General features: G+C 65.7%; 16 protein-coding genes and 5 pseudogenes. 10 read left to right on the top strand and 11 right to left on the bottom strand.

The genetic code is table 11. From position 1 onward, the window contains the following. Positions 1-199 precede the first annotated feature (199 nt). Positions 200-790, bottom strand: coding sequence for a TetR/AcrR family transcriptional regulator (locus tag MQN93_RS42540; RefSeq protein WP_242713731.1), 591 nt, complete (start codon positions 788-790; stop codon positions 200-202). 238 nt (positions 791-1,028) lie between these two features. Between MQN93_RS42540 and MQN93_RS42535 the strand changes: the two genes are divergently transcribed. The 5 genes and pseudogenes from MQN93_RS42535 (at position 1,029) to MQN93_RS44330 (ending at position 4,697) form a co-directional block, all read left to right on the top strand. Continuing rightward, positions 1,029-1,445, top strand: a complete 417-nt coding sequence (locus MQN93_RS42535) for a hypothetical protein (RefSeq protein WP_242713730.1) — start codon at positions 1,029-1,031, stop codon at positions 1,443-1,445. Between the two features lie 42 nt (positions 1,446-1,487). Continuing rightward, entirely contained in the window at positions 1,488-2,306 is an 819-nt protein-coding gene (locus MQN93_RS42530) for an enoyl-CoA hydratase/isomerase family protein (protein ID WP_242713729.1), read from the top strand. Positions 2,307-2,520: 214 nt separating this feature from the next. Then, complete coding sequence (locus MQN93_RS42525; RefSeq protein ID WP_242713728.1) at positions 2,521-3,510, top strand: zinc-dependent alcohol dehydrogenase family protein; 990 nt, start codon at positions 2,521-2,523, stop codon at positions 3,508-3,510. A gap of 248 nt (positions 3,511-3,758) precedes the next feature. After that, positions 3,759-4,021: pseudogene (locus MQN93_RS44335) on the top strand (SDR family NAD(P)-dependent oxidoreductase); the annotation flags it as partial. Between the two features lie 298 nt (positions 4,022-4,319). Beyond that, positions 4,320-4,697, top strand: a complete 378-nt coding sequence (locus tag MQN93_RS44330; RefSeq protein ID WP_242713727.1) for a hypothetical protein — start codon at positions 4,320-4,322, stop codon at positions 4,695-4,697. A 337-nt stretch (positions 4,698-5,034) separates the two neighbouring features. On the opposite strand, the gene MQN93_RS42510 is transcribed toward MQN93_RS44330, so the two are convergent. Beyond that, on the bottom strand, positions 5,035-5,985 hold the full coding sequence (locus MQN93_RS42510) for a helix-turn-helix transcriptional regulator (RefSeq protein ID WP_242713726.1): 951 nt from the start codon (positions 5,983-5,985) through the stop codon (positions 5,035-5,037). 122 nt (positions 5,986-6,107) lie between these two features. Between MQN93_RS42510 and MQN93_RS42505 the strand changes: the two genes are divergently transcribed. Further along, a complete protein-coding gene (locus MQN93_RS42505; RefSeq protein WP_242713725.1) occupies positions 6,108-7,130 on the top strand; it encodes an aldo/keto reductase in 1,023 nt (340 codons plus the stop codon). Positions 7,131-7,446: 316 nt separating this feature from the next. Here the strand turns inward: MQN93_RS42505 and MQN93_RS42500 are convergent, their stop codons facing one another. The 3 genes and pseudogenes from MQN93_RS42500 to MQN93_RS42490 all read right to left on the bottom strand — a co-directional run bounded on the left by MQN93_RS42500 (position 7,447) and on the right by MQN93_RS42490 (position 9,473). Next, positions 7,447-8,280 carry an SDR family NAD(P)-dependent oxidoreductase gene (locus MQN93_RS42500; protein WP_242713724.1) on the bottom strand — a complete coding sequence of 278 codons (834 nt, stop codon included), beginning with the start codon at positions 8,278-8,280 and terminating at the stop codon, positions 7,447-7,449. A 126-nt stretch (positions 8,281-8,406) separates the two neighbouring features. Continuing rightward, positions 8,407-9,084, bottom strand: a pseudogene (locus tag MQN93_RS42495) (NADPH-dependent F420 reductase). 32 nt (positions 9,085-9,116) lie between these two features. After that, entirely contained in the window at positions 9,117-9,473 is a 357-nt protein-coding gene (locus MQN93_RS42490; RefSeq protein ID WP_242713723.1) for a VOC family protein, read from the bottom strand. Between the two features lie 229 nt (positions 9,474-9,702). Here MQN93_RS42490 and MQN93_RS42485 point away from each other — a divergent pair, with 229 nt between their 5' ends. Beyond that, positions 9,703-10,284 carry a TetR/AcrR family transcriptional regulator gene (locus MQN93_RS42485; protein ID WP_242713722.1) on the top strand — a complete coding sequence of 194 codons (582 nt, stop codon included), beginning with the start codon at positions 9,703-9,705 and terminating at the stop codon, positions 10,282-10,284. Positions 10,285-10,356: 72 nt separating this feature from the next. On the opposite strand, the gene MQN93_RS42480 is transcribed toward MQN93_RS42485, so the two are convergent. After that, positions 10,357-10,887, bottom strand: a complete 531-nt coding sequence (locus MQN93_RS42480) for a class I SAM-dependent methyltransferase (protein WP_242713733.1) — start codon at positions 10,885-10,887, stop codon at positions 10,357-10,359. Positions 10,888-11,275: 388 nt separating this feature from the next. Between MQN93_RS42480 and MQN93_RS42475 the strand changes: the two are divergent. Further along, positions 11,276-11,404 (top strand): annotated as a pseudogene (locus MQN93_RS42475) (IS5/IS1182 family transposase); the annotation flags it as partial. Positions 11,405-11,796: 392 nt separating this feature from the next. On the opposite strand, the gene MQN93_RS42470 reads toward MQN93_RS42475, so the two are convergent. Continuing rightward, positions 11,797-12,396 (bottom strand): dihydrofolate reductase family protein, encoded by a 600-nt coding sequence (locus MQN93_RS42470; RefSeq protein ID WP_242713721.1) that lies wholly within the window; start codon positions 12,394-12,396, stop codon positions 11,797-11,799. Positions 12,397-12,825: 429 nt separating this feature from the next. Between MQN93_RS42470 and MQN93_RS42465 the strand changes: the two genes are divergently transcribed. Beyond that, entirely contained in the window at positions 12,826-13,548 is a 723-nt protein-coding gene (locus tag MQN93_RS42465; protein ID WP_242713720.1) for an AraC family transcriptional regulator, read from the top strand. 1,110 nt (positions 13,549-14,658) lie between these two features. Here MQN93_RS42465 and MQN93_RS42460 read toward each other — a convergent pair. After that, positions 14,659-15,594: an aldo/keto reductase gene (locus MQN93_RS42460; RefSeq protein WP_242713719.1), complete on the bottom strand. Its 936-nt coding sequence runs from the start codon at positions 15,592-15,594 to the stop codon at positions 14,659-14,661. Between the two features lie 19 nt (positions 15,595-15,613). Continuing rightward, positions 15,614-16,230: pseudogene (locus MQN93_RS42455) on the bottom strand (aldo/keto reductase). 370 nt (positions 16,231-16,600) lie between these two features. Between MQN93_RS42455 and MQN93_RS42450 the strand changes: the two are divergent. Beyond that, complete coding sequence (locus MQN93_RS42450; protein WP_242713718.1) at positions 16,601-18,217, top strand: flavin monoamine oxidase family protein; 1,617 nt, start codon at positions 16,601-16,603, stop codon at positions 18,215-18,217. 166 nt (positions 18,218-18,383) lie between these two features. Here the strand turns inward: MQN93_RS42450 and MQN93_RS44325 are convergent. Then, a pseudogene (locus MQN93_RS44325) lies at positions 18,384-18,738 on the bottom strand (transposase); the annotation flags it as partial. 186 nt (positions 18,739-18,924) lie between these two features. Then, positions 18,925-19,314, bottom strand: coding sequence for an ArsR/SmtB family transcription factor (locus tag MQN93_RS42435; RefSeq protein WP_242713717.1), 390 nt, complete (start codon positions 19,312-19,314; stop codon positions 18,925-18,927). Between the last annotated feature and the right edge of the window lie 76 nt (positions 19,315-19,390).

Raw genomic sequence — 19,390 nt, 5'->3', positions numbered from 1 at the left:
GCTCTAAGTCGTCGCCAATAACGAACGCGAATCGTCTTCCGCGAAGTTGGTAACACCGCCTGGCTCGCCGGCATCAGTGCGTCGGCGCGCAGGAGGCGCCGGGGTTGTAGGCAGGGCACTCGGCGCCCTCGGCACAGGACCGCTGTCATGCAGTCCGTGTCCTGGGATGCCGCCGGGTCTTCAATCCATCGGCCCCGTGTCAATCGCTGGGCAGTCCGTGGTGAATGATGTCCTGCGCGGCTGTACGTGCGAACTCGAAGGCCTCCGTATCGTCGAGTGACGCAGCAAGGGCCATGGCGCCTTCGAACAGTACGACGAGTTGTCTGCCGAGGCGTTCGGGTTCGAGGGCATCGGCTCGCCTGGCAGTGTCGATGACCTGTTGGAGGAACTGGCGCTTGTGCTCGATGACGAGCGGCAGCCCGGGATGGTCTCGGTCAGTCAGTTCCACTGCCGCGTTGTGGTAGGGGCAGCCGCGGAAGTGGGTGTCCTCCGGCGGCCGGTCGAACAATGCCAACAGTTGTTCACGAGGAGAAAGATCCGGGTCGTTCAACCTGCCCTCGTTGTTCCCCGGCTCTAGGTGCCCGACTCCCACCTCCAGATACGCGGCCACCAGCACATCCTTACTGGGGAACAACTGGTAGAGAGTCCGCTTCGAGACGCTTGCCCGGTCGGCCACATCAGAGATGCTGGTGGTATTTATGCCGCGGCTGTAGAAGAGGCTGGACGCTGCCTTCATGATGCGCAGCCTCGGGCTCGCCGTACCGCCAGTCGCGGTCCCTGTGACAGTCATGCGGCTATGGTACCGCTCGTTACTTAAATAGACAGAATATTCCTAGAGGGTCGGATCCTGGCGCAATCCTAGACTGTGATTCAGGTCACATTATTTAGGGTACCGATCGGTTTCCATTTTCGAATGGATGCGCGTACCGTCGGTTGCGGAAAGCTCGACGGGCGGGGTGCAGGACCTGCAATTCCCCAACCGTCATTGTCTATACACCGTTTGCGCCCACGACGGAGAAGGTCAGATCATGAGCGAGCAGCGAGACGACGCGACGAAGGAAACCACCTGGCCTCCGGCGCCGAAGAACGAACTTGCGGAGGGCGTCATCTTCGAGGCCGCAGCCCTGTACCGGCCCGTAAGGGGGCGGGAAACGGTTCAGGCGCTGATGATCGCCGTATCCAACTACTACGCGCGGATGGAGTTCACTACTCCGCCGGCCGTTCTGGACGACGCCACCTACCTGCAGTGGGAGGGAACGACACCCTCCGGTACAGAGTTGAAGGGTGTCACCGTCATCACCCGAAATTCCGAGGGACTGATCGCTCACATCGCGGTGCACCAGCGCCCGCTCGGCGGACTGCTTGAATTCTCCGCCGACTTCGGTAGTGGGTTCAGCGCCACAGGAGCCGTCTCGGCCCAGTACTTCTACCAGGAAAAGCGCTAGTTTCTCGGCGCGCAATCCGATCCTTGAGGAATCGAAATCGGCATGAGTCAGTTCACGGTAACCAAGCCATCCGCGTCTCAGTGGCGTGTGTCGTTCAACAATGAGCCTATCAATTTGTTCGGTTCGCAGAGCATCCTCGAGCTTCGGTCCATCATCGAGGACGCGGAGCAGGATGAAAACCTCAACGTCATCCTCTTCGAGAGCGCCAATCCCGACTACTTCATCGCGCACTGGGACCTTACGGACGACGCGTCCGCCCTGCCCACCGGACCGACGGGGCACGGTGCGTTCATGGACGCGATGATCCGCCTCAGCAGGCTCCCCGTCATCACGGTCAGCTCCATTCGGGGCCGCGCTCGCGGGGCGGGAAGCGAGTTCCTGCTGGCGACCGACATCCGGTTCGCCAGCCGTGAGCGGGCACGTATCGGACAGTTCGAGATGTCCGGCGGGGTCGTCCCCGGTGGTGGTGGCATCGGTCGCCTGACCCGCCTCGTCGGCCGAGGCCGAGCACTGGAGATCACGGCCGGAGCCCTTGACTTCGACGGCGATCTGGCCGAGCGCTACGGCTACGTCAACCGATCCCTCCCTGACGCCGAACTCGACACCTTTGTCCACGCGTTCGTCGACCGCCTCGCCGGATTCCTCCCTCGCGCGGTCCGTGAACTCAAGCAGCTGACCGACGCGATTACGCTGCCGGAAAACGACGCTTTCGCACCGGAGGCCGACGCCTTTCACAACGGCCTGGGCCAGCTGGAAACCCAGGGATGGGCCCAGAGGATGTTCGAGCGCGGTCTCCAGCAGCCCGGCGTGCTAGAGGAAAACCTCATGGAAGAGGCAGAACCGCTCCACCGCCGTAGCTGAAACAAACACCACGGGAGGCGCGTGCACAAGAGTGTCGCGCCTTCCGCCCACCAGCCCGCGCCTCGGCGGCAGAGGGTGGTGGCGAGTTCCCCTGCAACGTACTGGGCCCGGAAGGCGCGAACGCGCCCCCTGGGGGCGGCGGCCCAAGGAACAACTTCCGAGTCGACCGGCATTCCTCGGTCGACGACGCAAAAGACCATGCGAGGTGACACACATGACTCGACTGATCATGACCGCCTTCGGGGAACCCGTCGACTCCGTTGCACTCGACACAACGCCGATCAGGGCGCCAGATGCCGAGGAGGTCGTCGTCAAGATGGAAGCGGCGACTATCAACCCGGGAGACTTTCTGCTCATCCGGGGCCAATACCCCATCAGGCCGGCACTGCCCTACCACCACCTAGGAGTGGAGGGCGTCGGCTGGGTTGTCTCGTCCGGTGGCTCCGCACGCGACCTGGTCGGCAAGCGGGTGCTCGTCCTGCCCACCTACCGGCAGGGTGCGTGGGCCGACGAAGTCGTCGCGAGCCGCGACAACGTCATGGAGATCGACAGCGATGCAGACGGGCTGCAGTTGGCCATGCTTCCACTCAACCCGATCACCGCCCAGGTCATGCTCAACCGCTTCGTCCAACTGGAGCCGGGAGACTGGGTCGGCCAGACCGCCGCCAACGGTGCCGTGGGACAGTGGGTGATCGAACTGGCCAAGCGCCGCGGCCTTAAGACCCTTAACCTCGTCCGCCGGGAGGCGGCGGCCGAGACCGTCCTCCGGCACGGAGGTGACCGAGTGGTCGTCATGGGCGACGATCTCGAGCAGCGGATCCATGACGCACTCGGCGACCAGAAACTTTCACTGGCCCTCGATGCACTCGGCGGCGACACCGGTATGGCGGAACTGTCCTCCGCCCTGAAATTCGGCGGCTACGCCGTGAACTACGGATCGCTCATCGGCGGCCCCGCCCAAATCTCGACCGAGGCGTTGATCGTGAACGAGGTACGCTCTACTGGTTTCTGGTTCTACAACTGGCTGACCAGGGCGTCTCGCGCCGAAGTCGAGAGCGCTTACCGCAGTTTCCTCACCCTCCTCGACGCTGCCGCGCTCAACGTACCGGTCGAAGCGACCTACCAGCTCAAGGACTTCCGCGAGGCCTTTAAGCACGCCGAGACCGAACGCGCCGGCAAGATTCTCTTCGTGTTCGACCACTGATCGTTCCCTCTAATCTCAGAGGACATCCAGGAGTTGTACAGACGCAGCAAGGCCCTCGGCCTTCCCGCCGGGGTCGTGCTGCGTCTGGGGTGGATAAGGCGACGGGGCGCAGTCCACCCTTGCCGGGCCTGGGGGCCGTCTATCGAGCCGGGGACCTTGATGGGGGGAGGGCCGCCGACCGCGAGATGGGCGGTCGTGGTCTTTTCCAGCTCGGTCTGGGACTCGTAGCCGCAGACGATGGGGTGGAGCTCCGACTCTTCAACGACGGCGGCTCCACCTTGATGATCCGCTCCAACGCCTCCCTCGGGACCTTCCCGGTTGGAGCGTCTACGCCGGCAGCAAGGCCGTCCAGCAGGCATGGGCGCGAGTCTGGCTCAACGAGCTCAAGGACCGCCGTATCCGCGTCAACGTCCTTACTCCCGGTCAGGTCGCCACCGCCAAGCAGGCAGAACTCTTCGACGAGACCACCAAGCGCCAGTTCGAGTCACTCATCCCTCGCAGACAAGATGGGCCGCGGCGGCTCACCAGGGGAGCGCCACGCGCAGTTCACCGAAATGCTGGCCGGGAACACCATTGTGACCTTCCGCAAACTGAACGTCGGGTGCCGCGCGTCCTTCCCCACCGACCTAAGCAGAGCGGATCGTGGCCCGTCCCGCGAGGCGCGGGGACAGGAGTGCGACACCGCCGGGACATCGGGCACCTGGCGCGGAGACGTCCCATCGGCGTGACGGGATCAGTCGATGGCGGTGACCTGCAGGGCCGTGGTCCAGTTGGTCTTGATGGCGCTGTGAGCGGCGGATCAAGTGCTGGTGCCGGCACAGACGGCATCCTTCGGCTTCATCTTTTTCGCTGTCCTTGGAGTGCGCGGTCTGGGTGCCGGAGTATGGCTCGGGCCACGGGTTGCCCGGGTCGCGGGGTGCGCCGCCGAGTTCGAGGGGGACGAGGTGGTCTTCCCCGTAGTCGGCCAGGTTGGTGTCGGCGTAGCCGTCGTCGATGATGCCCTGCGCCTTGAGCGGGTTGGTCTACGAGGACGGGAGCGGACGGTGGCGGTCCAGCCGGAGACGCAGATGGTGCTGTGGATGGTCGACTGGGTGACGTCCGGGTGTAGCGTGCAGGAGGAATCGGGCAGCGGCAGTCTGGAGGTCGAGCAGGTTGAAGCCTGGACGGTGCCGGCCGTGGTCGCATAGGGGCATCTCCCAGGGAGCTTCGATCGGAGGTGGGGTGCCGGAGGTCTGACGGCATGACACCACCACCAGGTCTATACGAGTAGAGCCCGTGGAGTGAACAACGAACCCCTGCGGCACCCTTGCCCGGGCTTGACGAAGGTCTTCCCGACCCCTGTGTTTGGCAGGGAAGTTGGCAGTGCTCACCCGAGCCGCGGTGTGGCGGCCAGCGCGTACGGGGCACCGTTTCCGGCACCGTCATGAGGGCATAGGCGCATGCGGCACTCGGCGCTCTCCCGAATGGCGGGCGGAACGGCGCTCGATGGTGAAAAAGCTGACCGCCAATTTTTGTGACGCGTGCTCAGTCAGTGGTGCGCTGCTGAGCATTCCGGCTGGTGCAACGAGTGGTCGTGGAGAGTGGGGGAGTAGGGCCCTGATCGACTCGGCGGTCCGCCAGTGCCGCAAGGCGTCGAAGGGCCGCCTCCGACGGTGAGCCCGGCTCCACGGTGTGCATTCCCAACACCTGGTCGTCGTCGGTGATCGAGGCCAGGGTCTCGTAGCCCAGCACCATGCCGCCGACCACGGGGTGGCAGTAGTGCTTCTCGCCGGATCCGTGGTCCTGCACATCGTGCCGGGCCCACCAGCGGCGGAAGTCTCTGTCCCTGTCGGACAGCTCCGCGACGAGGTCACGCAGCAGCGGATCATCGGGGTGCCGACCGGCGTACAGGTGCAGGCCGGCGACGACACCGCGCGCCGCGGTGGGCCAGTCCGCATACAGCTTGCGCGCAGCATCGTCCAGGAAGAGGAAGCGCACCAGATTGCGCTTGCGCACGGGCTGCGCCTCGAAGTCGATGTACAGGGCGCGAGCGAGTGCGTTGCTCGCCAGGACGTCGTAACGGCGGCCAATGACGAGCGCGGGGGCGGCTTCGATCATGTCGCGGACGCGCAAGAGCCCCGGTCGTACACGCTGCACTGCGAGAGCCTGCGACCGGCCGTCCCGCCCACGGCGCCGCCTGTGTGCGGGCCCGGCAAGCGTGAACAAATGGGCACGCTCGGTGTCGTCCAGCCGCAGCGCCCGCGCCAGCGCCTCCAGCACGGCGTCCGACACGTTGGTGCCCCGCCCTCGCTCCAGGCGGATGTAGTAGTCCACGCTCACCCCGGCAAGCCGGGCGACTTCCTCGCGGCGCAGCCCCGGCACCCGGCGTGGTCCCCCTGCTGTGCCCACGCCCGCCTCGCCGGGCGAGATCCGGGCCCGCCGGGTACGGAGGAACTCGCTGAACTCCTCATTCGCGTCGTCGTAGGCCGTGCTCATACCGCCAGGGTATTCGTGCTTCGCACCGCGGCGGGAGGTTCTACTGGTACCCCTCTGGTGTACTGCGGCCCCCACCCACCGGTGATTAGCTCGTCCTCAAAGTCATAAAGGCGGGAGCGGTCATGGAACGCAGAATTCTCGGCGGCACGGGCATGTCGGTCAGCGCGTTCGCCCTGGGGACGATGATGCTCGGGGCCTCGGGCAACACCGACCATGACGAGTCGGTGCGCATCATCCACACCGCGATGGATGCGGGCATCAACTTCATCGACACGGCGGACGTCTATTCGTCAGGGGAGAGCGAGATCATCGTCGGCAAGGCACTCAAGGAGTGCCGACGCGACGACGTCGTCCTCGCCACCAAATTCGCCATGGCGATGGGCCCCGACGGCAACCAGCGCGGTGGATCCCGCAAATGGATCATGCGTGCTGTGGAGGACAGCCTGCGCCGTCTGGGCACCGACTACATCGACCTCTACCAGATGCACCGTTTCGATCCGGTCACCGACCTGGACGAGACGCTCTCCGCGCTCTCCGACCTCGTCAGGGCGGGCAAGGTACGGGCCTTCGGCTCGTCCCTGTTCCACGCCGAGCAGATCGTGGAGGCACAGTGGGTCGCCGAGCGCCGTGGTCATCGCCGCTTCCGGTCCGAACAGCCCCCCTACAACATTCTGTTGCGCGGCATCGAGTCCAACGTCCTTCCCACCGCGCAGCATTACGGCCTGGGTGTACTGACGTTCGGGCCGCTCGCCTCCGGGTGGCTCTCGGGCCGCGCCGATCCGACCACCGGTCACCGCAACGCGGGCGCGGGGAAGCAGCTGTTCGATCAGTCGGACCCCGGCAACCGGGCCAAGGCCCAGGTCGTGAAGAAACTGTCGAAGCTGGCGGACGAAGCCGGCCTGCCGATGCCGTACCTGGCCACAGCCTTCGTCCGCTCGCACCCGGTGGTCACGTCTGTTCTGATCGGACCCCGCACACCGGAGCACCTCGCCGGACTGCTCGCAGGCGCCGACGTGATCCTCACGGACGACATCCTGGACCGGATCGACGAGATCGTCCCGCCGGGCACCGATCTGAACCGCAACGACCTGATGTACGTGCCCTCCGTACTGGGCGACAAGCGGGCCCGACGCAGGACTCGTTGACGATCTCGCACCCGGTGAAGACTGCAGCGAGCTTGCCGGATCCGCCCGGTGCCGGGGCGTCCGTGCACCTTCAGGGCACATTGCCATCGAGCAGGAGGACGTCCCCGCCCCTGACCTGCTGGCGCACCTTGACATACCGGTCAAAGTGCGCCGACTTCCTCCGCACGGCCAACGTAGAGCCCGCCGAGCGGACCGCCTTCGACCAGGGGTGACCCTGCGGCAAGGTCAGGGCTATATGCTTCGGGTCTCCGGTGTGTCGGCGCTGGGAAGTTCATGGCGCGCAACCAGACATTTCTTGCCGTGGTCAGGTTCATGTTCATGTGAGGCTGGGGTGGGGTTCCGGTGGTCCGCCGAGTCGATAGCGCATGGTGCGTGGGGTGGTGCCGTCGATGTCGCTGACGGCGAGGTAGGCGCCCAGTTCCGCGCCGATCAGGGCCCGGCCGGAGAGAGCCATGAGGTCGTCGCTGTCGTAGAGGGCTGCGATGACCCGGCCGGTGAACTGCGGGGATTCCCTGGTCGTCGTCTGACGCGCTTCTTGCGGGAGGGAGGCCAGGTAGGCGCGGGCACGTTCGGTGTCGAGTCCGCCCATCCAGATGGAGACGGCGGCGACGTTGTGCGGCCGCAGTTCTTTGGCCATGTCGGCCGCCATCTTGTCCGCGCCGGCTTTCTGCGCGCCGTATGCGGCACCGTGGTGGTAGGAGACAGCGCCGTAGTGGCCGGTGTTGACGATCAGCCCGCGGCCGTTTTCGATCAGGAGTGGGGCTGCGTAGTAGCCGGCGACGTAGTGGGAGCGCAGGCCGACGGTCAGCAGGTCGGCCGTTTCGAGGGGCTTCTCCCAGAATCCTCCGGGTGAGGTGGTGCCGACCAGGTTGGCGGCGTTGTTGACGAGGATGTCCAGTCGTCCGTGAGCGGCGCGGACGGTGTCGAACAGGTCCTTGACCGCGGTGTCGTCGCCGTGGTCGACCGCCATCGGGATGCCTGTGCCGCCGGCTCGGTCGACGAGTGTCGCGGTTTCCGCGATCGTGCCTCCGTATGGGGAGTCGGAGGTCTTCTGGCTGCGGCCAGTGACGTAGACGGTGGCGCCGTGTTGAGCCAGGGCCTGGGCGATGCCGCGGCCAGCGCCCCGGCTGGCTCCCGTGACGACTGCCACGAGAGGTGGGGTCCTTGTTGGTATCACGTGGTTCCTTGCATGCGGATCAGTAGGTTGTGGGCGTGGCGGCTTGGGTTGGGGCGGCGGGTTTGACTTCGCCGCTGATGCTGACGAATCCCGTTCCAATCAGGCGCGATGTGCCTGAAGACGCCGGCGCCAGGCAGTAGTGTCCTGGGGCTCGGCGCAGGCGAGAGCTTTCCGTGCATGCTCGGCGTCCAGGTCGGTGGTGTAGACCGGTGTGCCGGGCTGCTGACGCCAGGAGTCGTCCAGACCACCGGTGTCGATACCGTCGAAGCCGAGTTGGTCCGCCAAGTCGATGACGACGGCCTTGGTCTGCGGGTCGTCCCCGGCAACGGGGAGCGCGTTGCGGTCGGGGGCGCCTGCGGCCTTCCGAGCGTGCGCAGATGGCCGGCGGTGATGGTGTTGAACGCTTTGACCAGGGATGTTGCAGGTGGGACCCGGTCCAGCGGCTTTCGACACCGCCGTCTTTCAGTACGTCGATCCGGGGGGCGCAGGTGGGGCACATAATTGCTGGTGTCGACGACGGCGGCGTCGTGCGGCATATCTGCCAGCACCCCCTCGGGCAGGTGTTGGGATGCCGCCCAGCGGGATCGCCACGAACAGGGCGTTGGCGCCCGCGGCGATCTCCTTGAGCCTTACCGGTCGGACGCCTGTCTGGGTCTGAAGGTCCGCCAGGGTTTGCGGGCCGCGCGAATTGGCGACCCGCACCTGGTGTCCGAGGGTGGTGAACCGGCGGACCAGGGTGCCGCCTACGTTGCCGGCACCGATGATGGCGATGTTCACGGTGGTCTCCTTGAGCCGGTCAGTCGGCGAGGTCAGGCCGGTCGGCCCGGCAGGATGGGTTCCCCGGCGAACGGGCTGTCCGGCGGGTAAAGGTCGCGCAGGTAGGGCTGGTCGCGTTGCAGGTCGCAAGGTTCGACCAGGAGGTTGCCGGGACGCCGGGCGATCAGCAGGGTGGGATCAGAGGATAGGAACGGCTGATGACCCAGGGCGCCGAGCCGCTCCTTTTCCGCCGCGTGGTCCGCGGTCCAGTAGCCGATGTGGTGCAGCCGGCCCGCCTCCGGCGTGGCGAGCGGCGTGCCGGGGATCGCCTGCCAGACCTCGACGGCGAAGGGGCCGCCGATCGAGAAGGTGACATGGCAAGTCCACATCGTACGACCGGTCCTGCGCATCTTTGATCGTCATGGTTCGAGTCAGGACCGGCCGCCAGGTCAGGTCGAACAGCGCGGCGCCTTCGGCCATGCCATTCGAGGTCGGGGACGGCCAGACCGATGTGGCAGATCTCGTTGTTCATACCACCTGCTCCAATCCGGACAGCGCGTCCGCTTACAGGTCGGATGATACGGACGCAGTGTCCGTTTAACAAGCGGACGCCGTGTCCGTTTGTGTTAGCGTGGTCACATGACGCATGGTCATACGACGAAGGACGCAGCTACCACCGGACGACGCATGCGGGCGGACGGACGACGCAACCGCGAGACGCTGCTGGAGGCCGCCAAGACCGTCTTCGCCCGCGCCGGGACGGACGCACCGATGGAGGACGTGACGAAGGAGGCCGGAGTGGGGCGCGGCACGCTCTACCGACACTTCCCTACCCGCGAGCACCTCTTCGTTGCGATCATGAAGGAGGAGGTGGATCAGCTGGAAGAACAAGCACGCACTTTCCTCGACGAGCCGGATGTATGGAAGGCCCTGACGCGCTGGCTGCACCTGTATGCGCGCAGCGCCTCGCGCTACCGCGGCATGAGCGCTCAGGTAGGCAACGGCCTGGTCGAGGACGTGTCCCCGATGGCAGCCGCCTGCGCACCCATGAAGGCCGGCTTCGCAGATCTCTTCGCCCGCGCCCGCGCCGAAGGACTCGTGCGCGACGACGTCGACGCGACCGATGTCCTCGCACTGATCGCAGCGCTACCAGAGCTCGCGCACACCCCGAGCGACGCCTGGATCCACCTCGACATCGTCCTGCGCGGCATCCGAGCCTAAGGTCGATGATGCCCTTGCCCTGCACGTGCCGTTCGGCCCTGCAGCGAAGGGTGTTCCCTTGCCCTGGAAGGTTCAGGGCGGGCGGGCCTTTTTGCGCGGCGAGTGGTACAGGCAGAATGCCGCGACGGTCGTGTCGCACGCACCGGTGCTCAGCGGGAGATCGTGGAAGTCTCCTTCGATGAAATCAATGCGGGTATGAGCCGGGCCCTGGACGCGCTCACGCGCCTGCGCGAGCAGGGACGCGGAGGCGTCCAGTCCGATGATCCGTCGTGCTCGCAGGCACCCCCGGAGCACCGGCGTGCTTGTACCGCGCCCGCACCCGACGTCGAGTACGAGGCCCAGCCAGTCGGGGTGCTCGTGGTGAGCCTTCAGGAGACCGGCAACGGTTTCCGGGACAGGCCGCCCCGGCGTCTTCGCCTGCATCAGGGCGCTCGATCGACCGGCCAGCCGCGGCGCGTACGACTCCTCTTGTCTGGCGGGATCCAGGAACGAGTTGACCTTGCTCATGCCGCGCCCCCCGTCCGGGAGCGCGATCGTCCAGATCTGCTCGGCTGCGACCTTCCTCAGCCAGCGGCGCGTCTGCCGCCGGTTGCGCAGCAGCATCACGTCGGCCCGGTCGGCGGCGAACTCCTGGATCTTGGCCCCTACCCCGGGGACGCATCTTGCGCCCGTACGTCGCGACGTACTTGATCACATGCCAGTGGATGCGATGGTGCACGCCGTTGTCCTTGTGTCCGGCCCCATGACGAATCTGCAGAGAAAGGATCCCGGAGAAGGCGGCTACTGTCTACACGTCCATCAGGATCACAGTGTCGCAGGCTTTCAGCCGGAGCTGAGCGTCGAGATGTAGTTGCCGTCGATCACCTACCGCGACCGCGGGACCAGCTCCCGCTGCAGGCCGGTGAACTTGTCCACGGGAGTGCGTTCCACTCGTCGTCGTAGAACGCGTCGTCCAGATGCGTCACCAGGGCGTCGAGGACCCTGCCCAGTTCGGCGCTGGGTTGTCGAACGAAGCATCGGTTGGATCATGCTGCACCGGCGCCTCGCCCGCGACTACGAGACCCTGCCTGCCAGCTCCGAGGCCATGATCCACGTCGCCTCGATCGACAACCTCACCTAACGCATAACGGACGAGACGACACCCACCTGGCGAGGAACTTACTAGTAGATAAAGGGCAATCCACCTAGATCAAACGCCCTCTTAGGCGCACCGATGAGCTTTCTGACCCTCAGTGACCGCGTTCCACAAGTGCAGCCAGGAGCCGGCTCTCGCATCCGTAGTACGCGGGAGACCGCGATAGCACTGGAGCTGTCCGGGACCAGCGGACGTGGCGCTTGGTCTGCTTGTTCGTCAGCAGGAGGGCGTGCTGCTGGTCCCGGACGTTGGCTTCGATCCACGCAGCCGGGCGTCGCCAACAAATCATGCTGGAACTCAAGCCCTTTGCCTAAGCGCCTGCCACAGCGGTGTCGTCTCACAGCGCGGGCCGGTGCTCGTTGGGCCGACAGGTCGGCTTAACGGTCTCGGTCGTAGACGAGAGCCAATGTCCCGTGTTCGCCTGCGGCCTGGCTGGTGAGTCTCCACTGTGCCGCCGGCAGGCCATCGTCGAAGAGGCGCGGCCCGTTGCCGACGAAGATCGGAAAGATAGTGAGTGCCAGTCTGTCGATCTTGTCGGCAGCCAGAAGTGTCTTGATGATGCTCGCGCTGGACAGCACGAGGATGTCGCCGCCCTCGCTTGCTTTGAGATCCTCGACAGCCTCGACGGTCGGCTTGTCGATGATCGTGGCCCGTTCCCAGGGAGTCTCGTCAAGAGTGGAGGAGAGGACAACCTTTTCGGTGTCGACGAGCCATTTTGCGAAGCCCTCGTCGCGCGGATCGGTACCTGCCATGCCGATGACGGTTGGCCAGAAACCAAGAAAGCCCTCGGCGTTGACCCGCCCAAGCAGGGCGGTCGTTGCCGACTCCCAGAGGGCGCTGAGGTGGTCACGGGCTACGTCAGTCACGGCGTACGGCATCACCCAGCCCATGTCCTGCGGATCGTTGGTGGCGTAGTGACCGTCGAGGGTCAGAGCCATGTTGGCGACAACCCGGCGACTAGTAGTCTGCTTGATCATTCATGCTCCTTGTTTCGGATTTGACTCCGCAACGACCCGTCACCAGGGAAGTTTCGGTGGCGCCATTTGGTCGCGACGACCGCGTGGGTCGCTTGTTCGGTGCGGTGAGGAGGCATGCTCAGTCCGGTGGGAACGTGCCTGATGCGCCCACCATCGTTCGCAGACCACAGTCGCTGACCGAGCGCGCTTCATGATCGTGCGTCTAGTCTTGAGCCGCGGCTGAGTCGGTGTCTTGTACGAAGGCGCAATCCCGACGGGGGGACGGCAGTGACCAATCCGGCTGATCATGGCGGGTATTTCGGCCGCCCGGCAGCACACCTGCGCGGCAGCGTCATCCGCTACCGCGGTCACCAGATGACGGGCCCGAGGCCCGCGAGAGTCACCCTGCCTTGCGCGACCGTGACTCTGCTTCTGGCGTGGGGCCATCCCTTGACCATTCACAGCGGTCGAGACGCCGGACACCTGTCGACTCATTGGCCAGCGATGATTGCAGGCCTGCAGGCGAGTGCCATGCTGGCGGGCTTTCACGGGCCGGGGTCCGCCGTGGAGATCGAGTTCACCCCGCTCGGCGCGCGCCGATTGCTGGGTGTACCTCTCCACCATCTGGCGAAATCGGTCGTCGATCCGGATGAGATTCTGGGGCCCCATTGGTCGGCCGACATCACCGACAGGTTGGCAGGCGCCGCGCATTGGCCGCAGCGTTGGCGGATGCTGGATACCCTGCTTACTCAGCGGCTGTGTGTGGCCCACCCCCCATCACCGGTCATCGTCGAGATCTGGGACCTCGTGCGGAACGGTGGCGGCGCCACATCTCTGCGCGACTTGATGGAAACTACCAGTCTCGGTGCCCGCCGCATACAAGGCCTCCTCCGTGAGCACGTAGGCCTGCCCGCCCAAACCCTGTCCCGCATCCTGCGGTTCCATAAAACCCTCGCCATTTCAGCGAACAGTCGTCTCAGTCTGGGCGAACTTGCCGTGATGGGGGGATATCACGACCAGGCTCACATGAGCCGGGATTTCCGTGAGCTTTCAGGTCACACACCGCGAGAGCTTCTCGGCATTAAGCAACGGGCACCGATACAGCCATGCGGTGACCACCTCCAGCCGTTCAACGATTTTGGACTGCCACCTACGATTGTGGAGCGCAGATGATGTGACGCCCGCTTGTCATAGCAGTGCCGGAGCGGGATCTTCGTACGGTGGCAGGTCAACGGATCTGTTGGCGACCCGGGCGGAGAATAAAATGAGAACCCGGTGGGTCTCGCTTCGCAGACATCGAAGCTCGACTTGGTGCGGGCCCCGTTGTCGTTGATCCGCGGCCGGATAACGATCTCACGTTCGGCGGTGGCGATGTCCTCGTGCCGCATGCCGAGAGTCTCGCCGATCCCGATGCCGGCGTCATGCAGCACGGCGAAGAGCAGCCGGTCGCGCAGACCGGTGCAGGCATCGAGGATCTTCTGGGCCTCTGCGGCGGTCACTACCTGCGGATGCTTTCGTGGGACCTTCAGCTTGATCGCCCAGCCGGGAACCGGGGCGGACTTGCTGACGTGGTGCAGGAACGCCTTGAAGGATCCACTCCGCCCGCCGCCCCGCTGCCAGGACACCAGCGGATCGGCCAGATCGACACCGTGCCGGGCGGCATGCTGGTAGAACGCCGAGAGCGCGGACAGCCTCCGATTCACCGTGACTCGGTGCAATGCGCGGACACCGACGGCAGCACCGCGACCCTCCCGGCCCGGCCCGCCGGCGGGAGCCGCAGACAGGCCACGAACTCACCGACGTCTGCCAGCCGGACCTCCGCCAGTCCAGACCATGGCGCTGCAGGACGGAGAACCAGTCCTTCAGGTCGTGGGCCTACGCCTTGACGGTGTTCGGCGACTTCTCGATGTCGCTCAGGTAGGCCAGATATCGCTCGACAGGAACGAGCGGGGCGTCGTCCTCCCCGAGCACCGTCCAGGATTCACGCCGCGGGGCGGGTAAGAGCACGCGTGGACACGCACTGTTCCTCCGAAGGACCTGCGTCATGGACGGCGACAGACAACCACATCCACCACGCAGATCACCGGAGTTCACCGCTTCCTGCGCGACATGAAGGGCGCCCTTCGCGCGACTCCAGATAACCCCACACTCCAAGACCGGCGGCCACCCCGCGCTCCTTGAGCGGACCACCCGACGGCCCCACTGTCGGTGGCCCGCACAAGATCACCAGCGTCGTGACGGCATTGGCCCCGGCCCGGCATGTGCTCTGCGAAAGAGCGACGATTACGGCACGGTGTAGCCGGCGGCGCGGAAGAGCTCGTACCACTCGGCGCGGGTGAGGGGGAGGTCCGAGCCCTGCGCCGCGGCGGCCACGCGCTCGGGTGTGGTCGTGCCGAGTACGACCTGCATCTTCGCGGGGTGGCGGGTGATCCATGCGACGGCGATCGCTTCGGCCGGGACGCCGTACTTGTCCGCCAGGCGGTCGACCACAGCATTCAGCTCGACATAGCGGTCCGAACCGAGGAACGGGCCATCGAAGAACCCGGCTTGGAACGGCGACCACGCCTGGACCGTGATGTCGTTCAGGCGGCAGTAGTCGACGATGCCATCGTCACGCACGATTGACTGGTCCAGACCCTGCATGTTCGCCGCAACGCCCTGCGCGATCATCGGCGCGTGCGTGATCGACAACTGCAGCTGGTTCGCGACGATCGGCTGCGTCACATAGCGGCGCAGCAGGTCGATCTGCCGCGGGGTCTGGTTGGAGACGCCGAACGCGCGCACCTTGCCGGCAGCCGAGAGCTCGTCGAATGCACGAGCGACTTCCTCCGGTTCCACCAGCGCGTCAGGCCGGTGCAGCAGAAGGATGTCGAGGTAGTCCGTCCCCAGCGCCTTGAGGGATCCGTCGACCGATTCGAGGATGTGCTCGTACGAGAAGTCGAAATACGGACCGTCCTTGGGGACGATGCCGGCCTTCGACTGGATGACGAACTGTTCGCGTTCGGACGAGGTCAGCTGCAGCGCCTCAGCGAAGCGGCGCTCGCAGCCATGCAGGCTCGATCCGTAGACGTCGGCGTGGTCGAGGAAGGTGATGCCGCAATCGCGGGCTGTGCTCACGAGCGTACGCACCTCGTCGTCGGTCTTGTCCTGGATCCGCATGAGCCCGAGGACGACGTTCGGCACCACCATGTCGGTGCCCGGCAAGGAAAAGGTCTTCATGGTTCTCTCCAAAATCGGATCAGGCGGACGAACGCGCGAGCTGTTCGGCCGTGAGTAGGAGGTCGGCGGCCCCCGCGGAGTCACGGATACTGTCGGGACGGGAGGCGCCGGGGATCGGCATGACGACGGACATGAGGGCCAGTTCCCACATTGGTTCCGGCACCGGCGCGAGGCGACCGACAAGTACCGAATTGGTCTCGTCGATTCACAGATCGCGCCACCGAGTCGGCGTACGGCTCGGCCGGGTCGGGGCGGTGGAACGGGTACACGCTGATCGCATCGACGCCGAAGCGGCGGGTGGACTCCCTGGCCGCACGCTTGAGGTGCTCGGGGTCACTGCTCGTGGTCCATGTGCCGTCGCCGGGGCGGATGGCCTGCCTTGGTCGCGACCAGCACGCCGTCGGCACCCGAGCCGTACTCATGCAGTGCGCGGGCGAGCAGCTCGTCGTTGTGGCCGACCTCGTTGGCTTGGCGGTGGGATGCGTCGGCCGTGTCGATGAAGGTGACACCCGCGTCGAGCGCCGCGTGGACGGTGGCGATCGAGCGGTCCTCGTCAGGACGGTCCTGGATCGAAAGGGGCCTGCCGCCAAGGCCGATCGCCGGGACGGTGTGGCCGCCGAGGGTGCGTTGTTGCATGCATGTCCTCCGTCATCAGGTGCCGATCGACGCCGCGAGTTCACTGTAGGAATCGGTGATCCAGGAGTCCAACAACTGTTGATGGTCAGATTCAGAAGCGGGAGGCGTGAATGGATGAGCTGTAGATGCAGTACCTGCTCGCCGTTCGTTCGTTCGTCCTGTACCCCCGACACCTTCGGCCCCCTGACACCTTCGGGCCCACCGACACCGGCGCACTCCCCGCAGGGCAACGGCGCGTCCGGCCCCGCGCGTTGATCTGTCTCTTCGGCTTCGCCTGCAGAAACGTGCGGGATACACGAATGCGTCGTACGCCGTAACGGTCCATTGGCACGCTTCCCCCGTCGTTCAAGATCGGAAGGGGAGCGCCTCCATGACAGAGCCTCAGGTCGGGACGGGAACAAGCCGACGCGCGTTCCTGCGCAGTGTGGGTGTAGCCGGCGGTGCCGGCGCCATGTTCGCCACGATGGGGGCGCTTGGTCTCGCCCCCACCGCCGCCTACGCGGCGGAGAAGGACGCGCCGTTCCGCGCCCCCAGGCGCAGCGATTTCACGCTCCAGGGCCGCATGGGCAGGCCCGCCAAGGTCGTCATCATCGGCGGCGGCATCGCCGGTCTCACATCCGCCTACGAACTCGGCAAGGCCGGCTACGACTGTACGGTCCTCGAAGCACGCGACCGCGTCGGCGGCCGCAACCTCACCGTCCGCGGCGGCGACCGGCTGACCGACATCAACGGCGTCAGCCAGACCGCGCGCTTCAGCAAGGGCCAGTACATGAACGCCGGCCCCGCCCGCCTCGCCCAGTGGATGCTCACCCTCGACTACTGCCGTGAACTCGGCGTGCCCATCGAGGTCTTCACCAACACCAACGCCGGCGCGCTCATCTACAACGAGACCACCGGCATGAAGGCGTCGGTCCAGTACCGCACCGCAAAGGCCGACGTCTACGGCTACATCTCCGAGCTGCTGTCCAAGGCCACCAGCTCCGGTGCGCTCGACGGCGAGTTGACGGCGGACGACAAGGAACGGCTGCTCACCTTCCTCAAGAGCTACGGCTCCCTCGGCTCCGACTACACGTACACGGGGACCGAACACCGCGGCTTCAGCGTCGACCCGGGCGCCGCCGGCACCCCGGGCGAGGAACTCGGCAACGTACCCTCCCTCTCCGACGTGTTCGCCTCCAACGTGGGCCGCTACTTCTCCTTCGAGTTCGGCTACGACCAGGCGATGCTGATGTTCCAGCCCGTCGGCGGCATGGACCGGATACCGATGGCGTTCGCCCGCGCCATAGGCGAGGAGAAGATCCGCACCGGCGCAGCCGTCACCGACATCAAGAACACCGCCGACGGCGTGCAGGTCACCTACATCCACAACGGCCGTACCCGTGCGATCACGGCCGACTACTGCATCGCCACCCTCGCGCCGCACCTCCTGGCCAAGACCTCGCACAACCTCGGCACCGCCGTGCAGACCGCCCTGCAGGCGGTGAAACCGTCCTACGCCTCCAAGATCGGCCTCGAGTACAAGAGCCGCTGGTGGGAGAGAGATCTCAAGATCTTCGGCGGAATCACCGAGACCGACCTGGACCTCGATCACATCTGGTACCCGTCCTACGGCCACCTGGGCGATCGCGGCCTGATCATCGGCTACTACAACACCGGCGCCCACTCCGACGCGTACTCGGCCCTCACCCCGGCCCAGCGCCTGGAACGCGCCCTCGATCGGGGCGTCAAGATCCACGGCGGCAAGTACCGCAGCGAACTCGCCGCGTCCTACTCCCACCAATGGAAGCTCGTCCCCTACCTCGAAGGCGCCTGGCACTCCATGCCCGGTGGCCCCGACGCACCGGCGTACGCGCCGCTCAACAAGGCCCAGGGACATGTGTACTTCGCCGGTGACTACCTGAGCTATATGGATGCCTGGCAGCACGGAGCGATCTCCTCTGCGCGCAAGGTCGTCACCGAGCTGCACCAGCGCGTGCTCGCCTCCTGAGGCGCAGTCGCCGCCCGTTATTTGTGTGCAGAGAGCTCGTGACAGGAGCAGACGGACACCATCGACCGGGCCGTAATCCAACAGACGTCGCCACCCCGTCGAGATCGCCGACAGTGTTACAGCATTGGTGGGTACGTCGACTTAACAGATGATCTTGGTTGTTGAGTTATCGCTGGTCGGTAGGGGGCAGGTGGCCAGCGAAGGCGATCTGGAAGGCGTTGAGCGGTGCCTTCCAGCGCATCGTCCTGCGGCGTCGGCCCTTGCCCGTCGGATCCAGGCTCGTCGGCGCCATTTAGACGCACTTCAACGCGGTGGCCTCCGATTGGAAGTGGCCGCGGGCCCGAGCCGCCTTGTGGATCCGGGCGTTCACGCTCTCAATCGCGTTCGTGTTGCAGATGACCTTGCGCATTTCGACGTCGAAGGACAAGAGGGGCACCATCTCGGCCCCAGATGTCGGACCACAGTGTGATCACGACCGGACACTTGGCGCCCCTTTTCTCGGAGAACTCCAGGATCCGCTGTCCAGGGCGCTGTGTCTCTTGCTCCCGTTGGTCTTCTTGCCCGCGTCGAATCCGCGGGTGGCGTTGGAGACGGTCTCGGCTGCGTTGGCGGACTGCGAGTCGATGATCAGCATGACGTTGCCAGGGGCATCGCCGCTGGCCGACGTGGATCTGACGGCGGTCGTGTCTGACTGCGGCGGTCGTGAGCTAGCGACCGGCCGGTGTCTCGTCGGCGGCGCTCAACGGTGTGTCACAGATTCCCATGCGCAGATGCTCCACGTGGAAGAGCGCCTGGTCGAGGAGTTCGGCGACATGGTTGTCGTAGAGCGCGTAGACGATCGAGCGGCCGTGGCGTTCGCCGGTCACGAGGCCGAGGTTGCGCAGCAGGCGCAGCTGGTGGGAGCAGGCGGAGGCTTCCATACCGGCGGCGTCGGCGAGGTCGCTGACGGAGCAGGGGCCTTCCTGGAGGCGGGCCAGGATGTAGAGGCGTGAGGGCGTGGCAAGGGCCTGGAGGGTCGCGGCGACGTCGGCGGTGCCGACCGCGTCGAGGCGCTCGCGGGTGGTGGCGCTGCTGGTGGTACCGGTTCCGTGGCCCATGGGGCCATCATACCGGTGACACATGAAGACCTATTCAGACGTTCCTGTATGGTGAGGACTGTTGCCGCATCCGCCC

Origin of the sequence: Streptomyces spinosisporus (assembly GCF_022698145.1) — a bacterium.
GTDB lineage: Bacteria > Actinomycetota > Actinomycetes > Streptomycetales > Streptomycetaceae > Streptomyces > Streptomyces spinosisporus.
This window is presented reverse-complemented; position numbering and strand designations above follow the sequence as displayed.

Bases quoted from the DNA above. Each gene is read 5' to 3' on its own strand.
- MQN93_RS42480 (WP_242713733.1), bottom strand. From the start codon at position 10,887: ATGCTGCTGCGCAACCGGCGGCAGACGCGCCGCTGGCTGAGGAAGGTC.
- MQN93_RS42535 (WP_242713730.1), top strand. From the start codon at position 1,029: ATGAGCGAGCAGCGAGACGACGCGACGAAGGAAACCACCTGGCCTCCG.
- MQN93_RS42450 (WP_242713718.1), top strand. From the start codon at position 16,601: ATGACAGAGCCTCAGGTCGGGACGGGAACAAGCCGACGCGCGTTCCTG.
- MQN93_RS42525 (WP_242713728.1), top strand. From the start codon at position 2,521: ATGACTCGACTGATCATGACCGCCTTCGGGGAACCCGTCGACTCCGTT.
- MQN93_RS42485 (WP_242713722.1), top strand. From the start codon at position 9,703: ATGACGCATGGTCATACGACGAAGGACGCAGCTACCACCGGACGACGC.
- MQN93_RS42505 (WP_242713725.1), top strand. From the start codon at position 6,108: ATGGAACGCAGAATTCTCGGCGGCACGGGCATGTCGGTCAGCGCGTTC.
- MQN93_RS42460 (WP_242713719.1), bottom strand. From the start codon at position 15,594: ATGAAGACCTTTTCCTTGCCGGGCACCGACATGGTGGTGCCGAACGTC.
- MQN93_RS42510 (WP_242713726.1), bottom strand. From the start codon at position 5,985: ATGAGCACGGCCTACGACGACGCGAATGAGGAGTTCAGCGAGTTCCTC.
- MQN93_RS42540 (WP_242713731.1), bottom strand. From the start codon at position 790: ATGACTGTCACAGGGACCGCGACTGGCGGTACGGCGAGCCCGAGGCTG.
- MQN93_RS42490 (WP_242713723.1), bottom strand. From the start codon at position 9,473: ATGCGCAGGACCGGTCGTACGATGTGGACTTGCCATGTCACCTTCTCG.
- MQN93_RS42470 (WP_242713721.1), bottom strand. From the start codon at position 12,396: ATGATCAAGCAGACTACTAGTCGCCGGGTTGTCGCCAACATGGCTCTG.
- MQN93_RS42435 (WP_242713717.1), bottom strand. From the start codon at position 19,314: ATGGGCCACGGAACCGGTACCACCAGCAGCGCCACCACCCGCGAGCGC.
- MQN93_RS42530 (WP_242713729.1), top strand. From the start codon at position 1,488: ATGAGTCAGTTCACGGTAACCAAGCCATCCGCGTCTCAGTGGCGTGTG.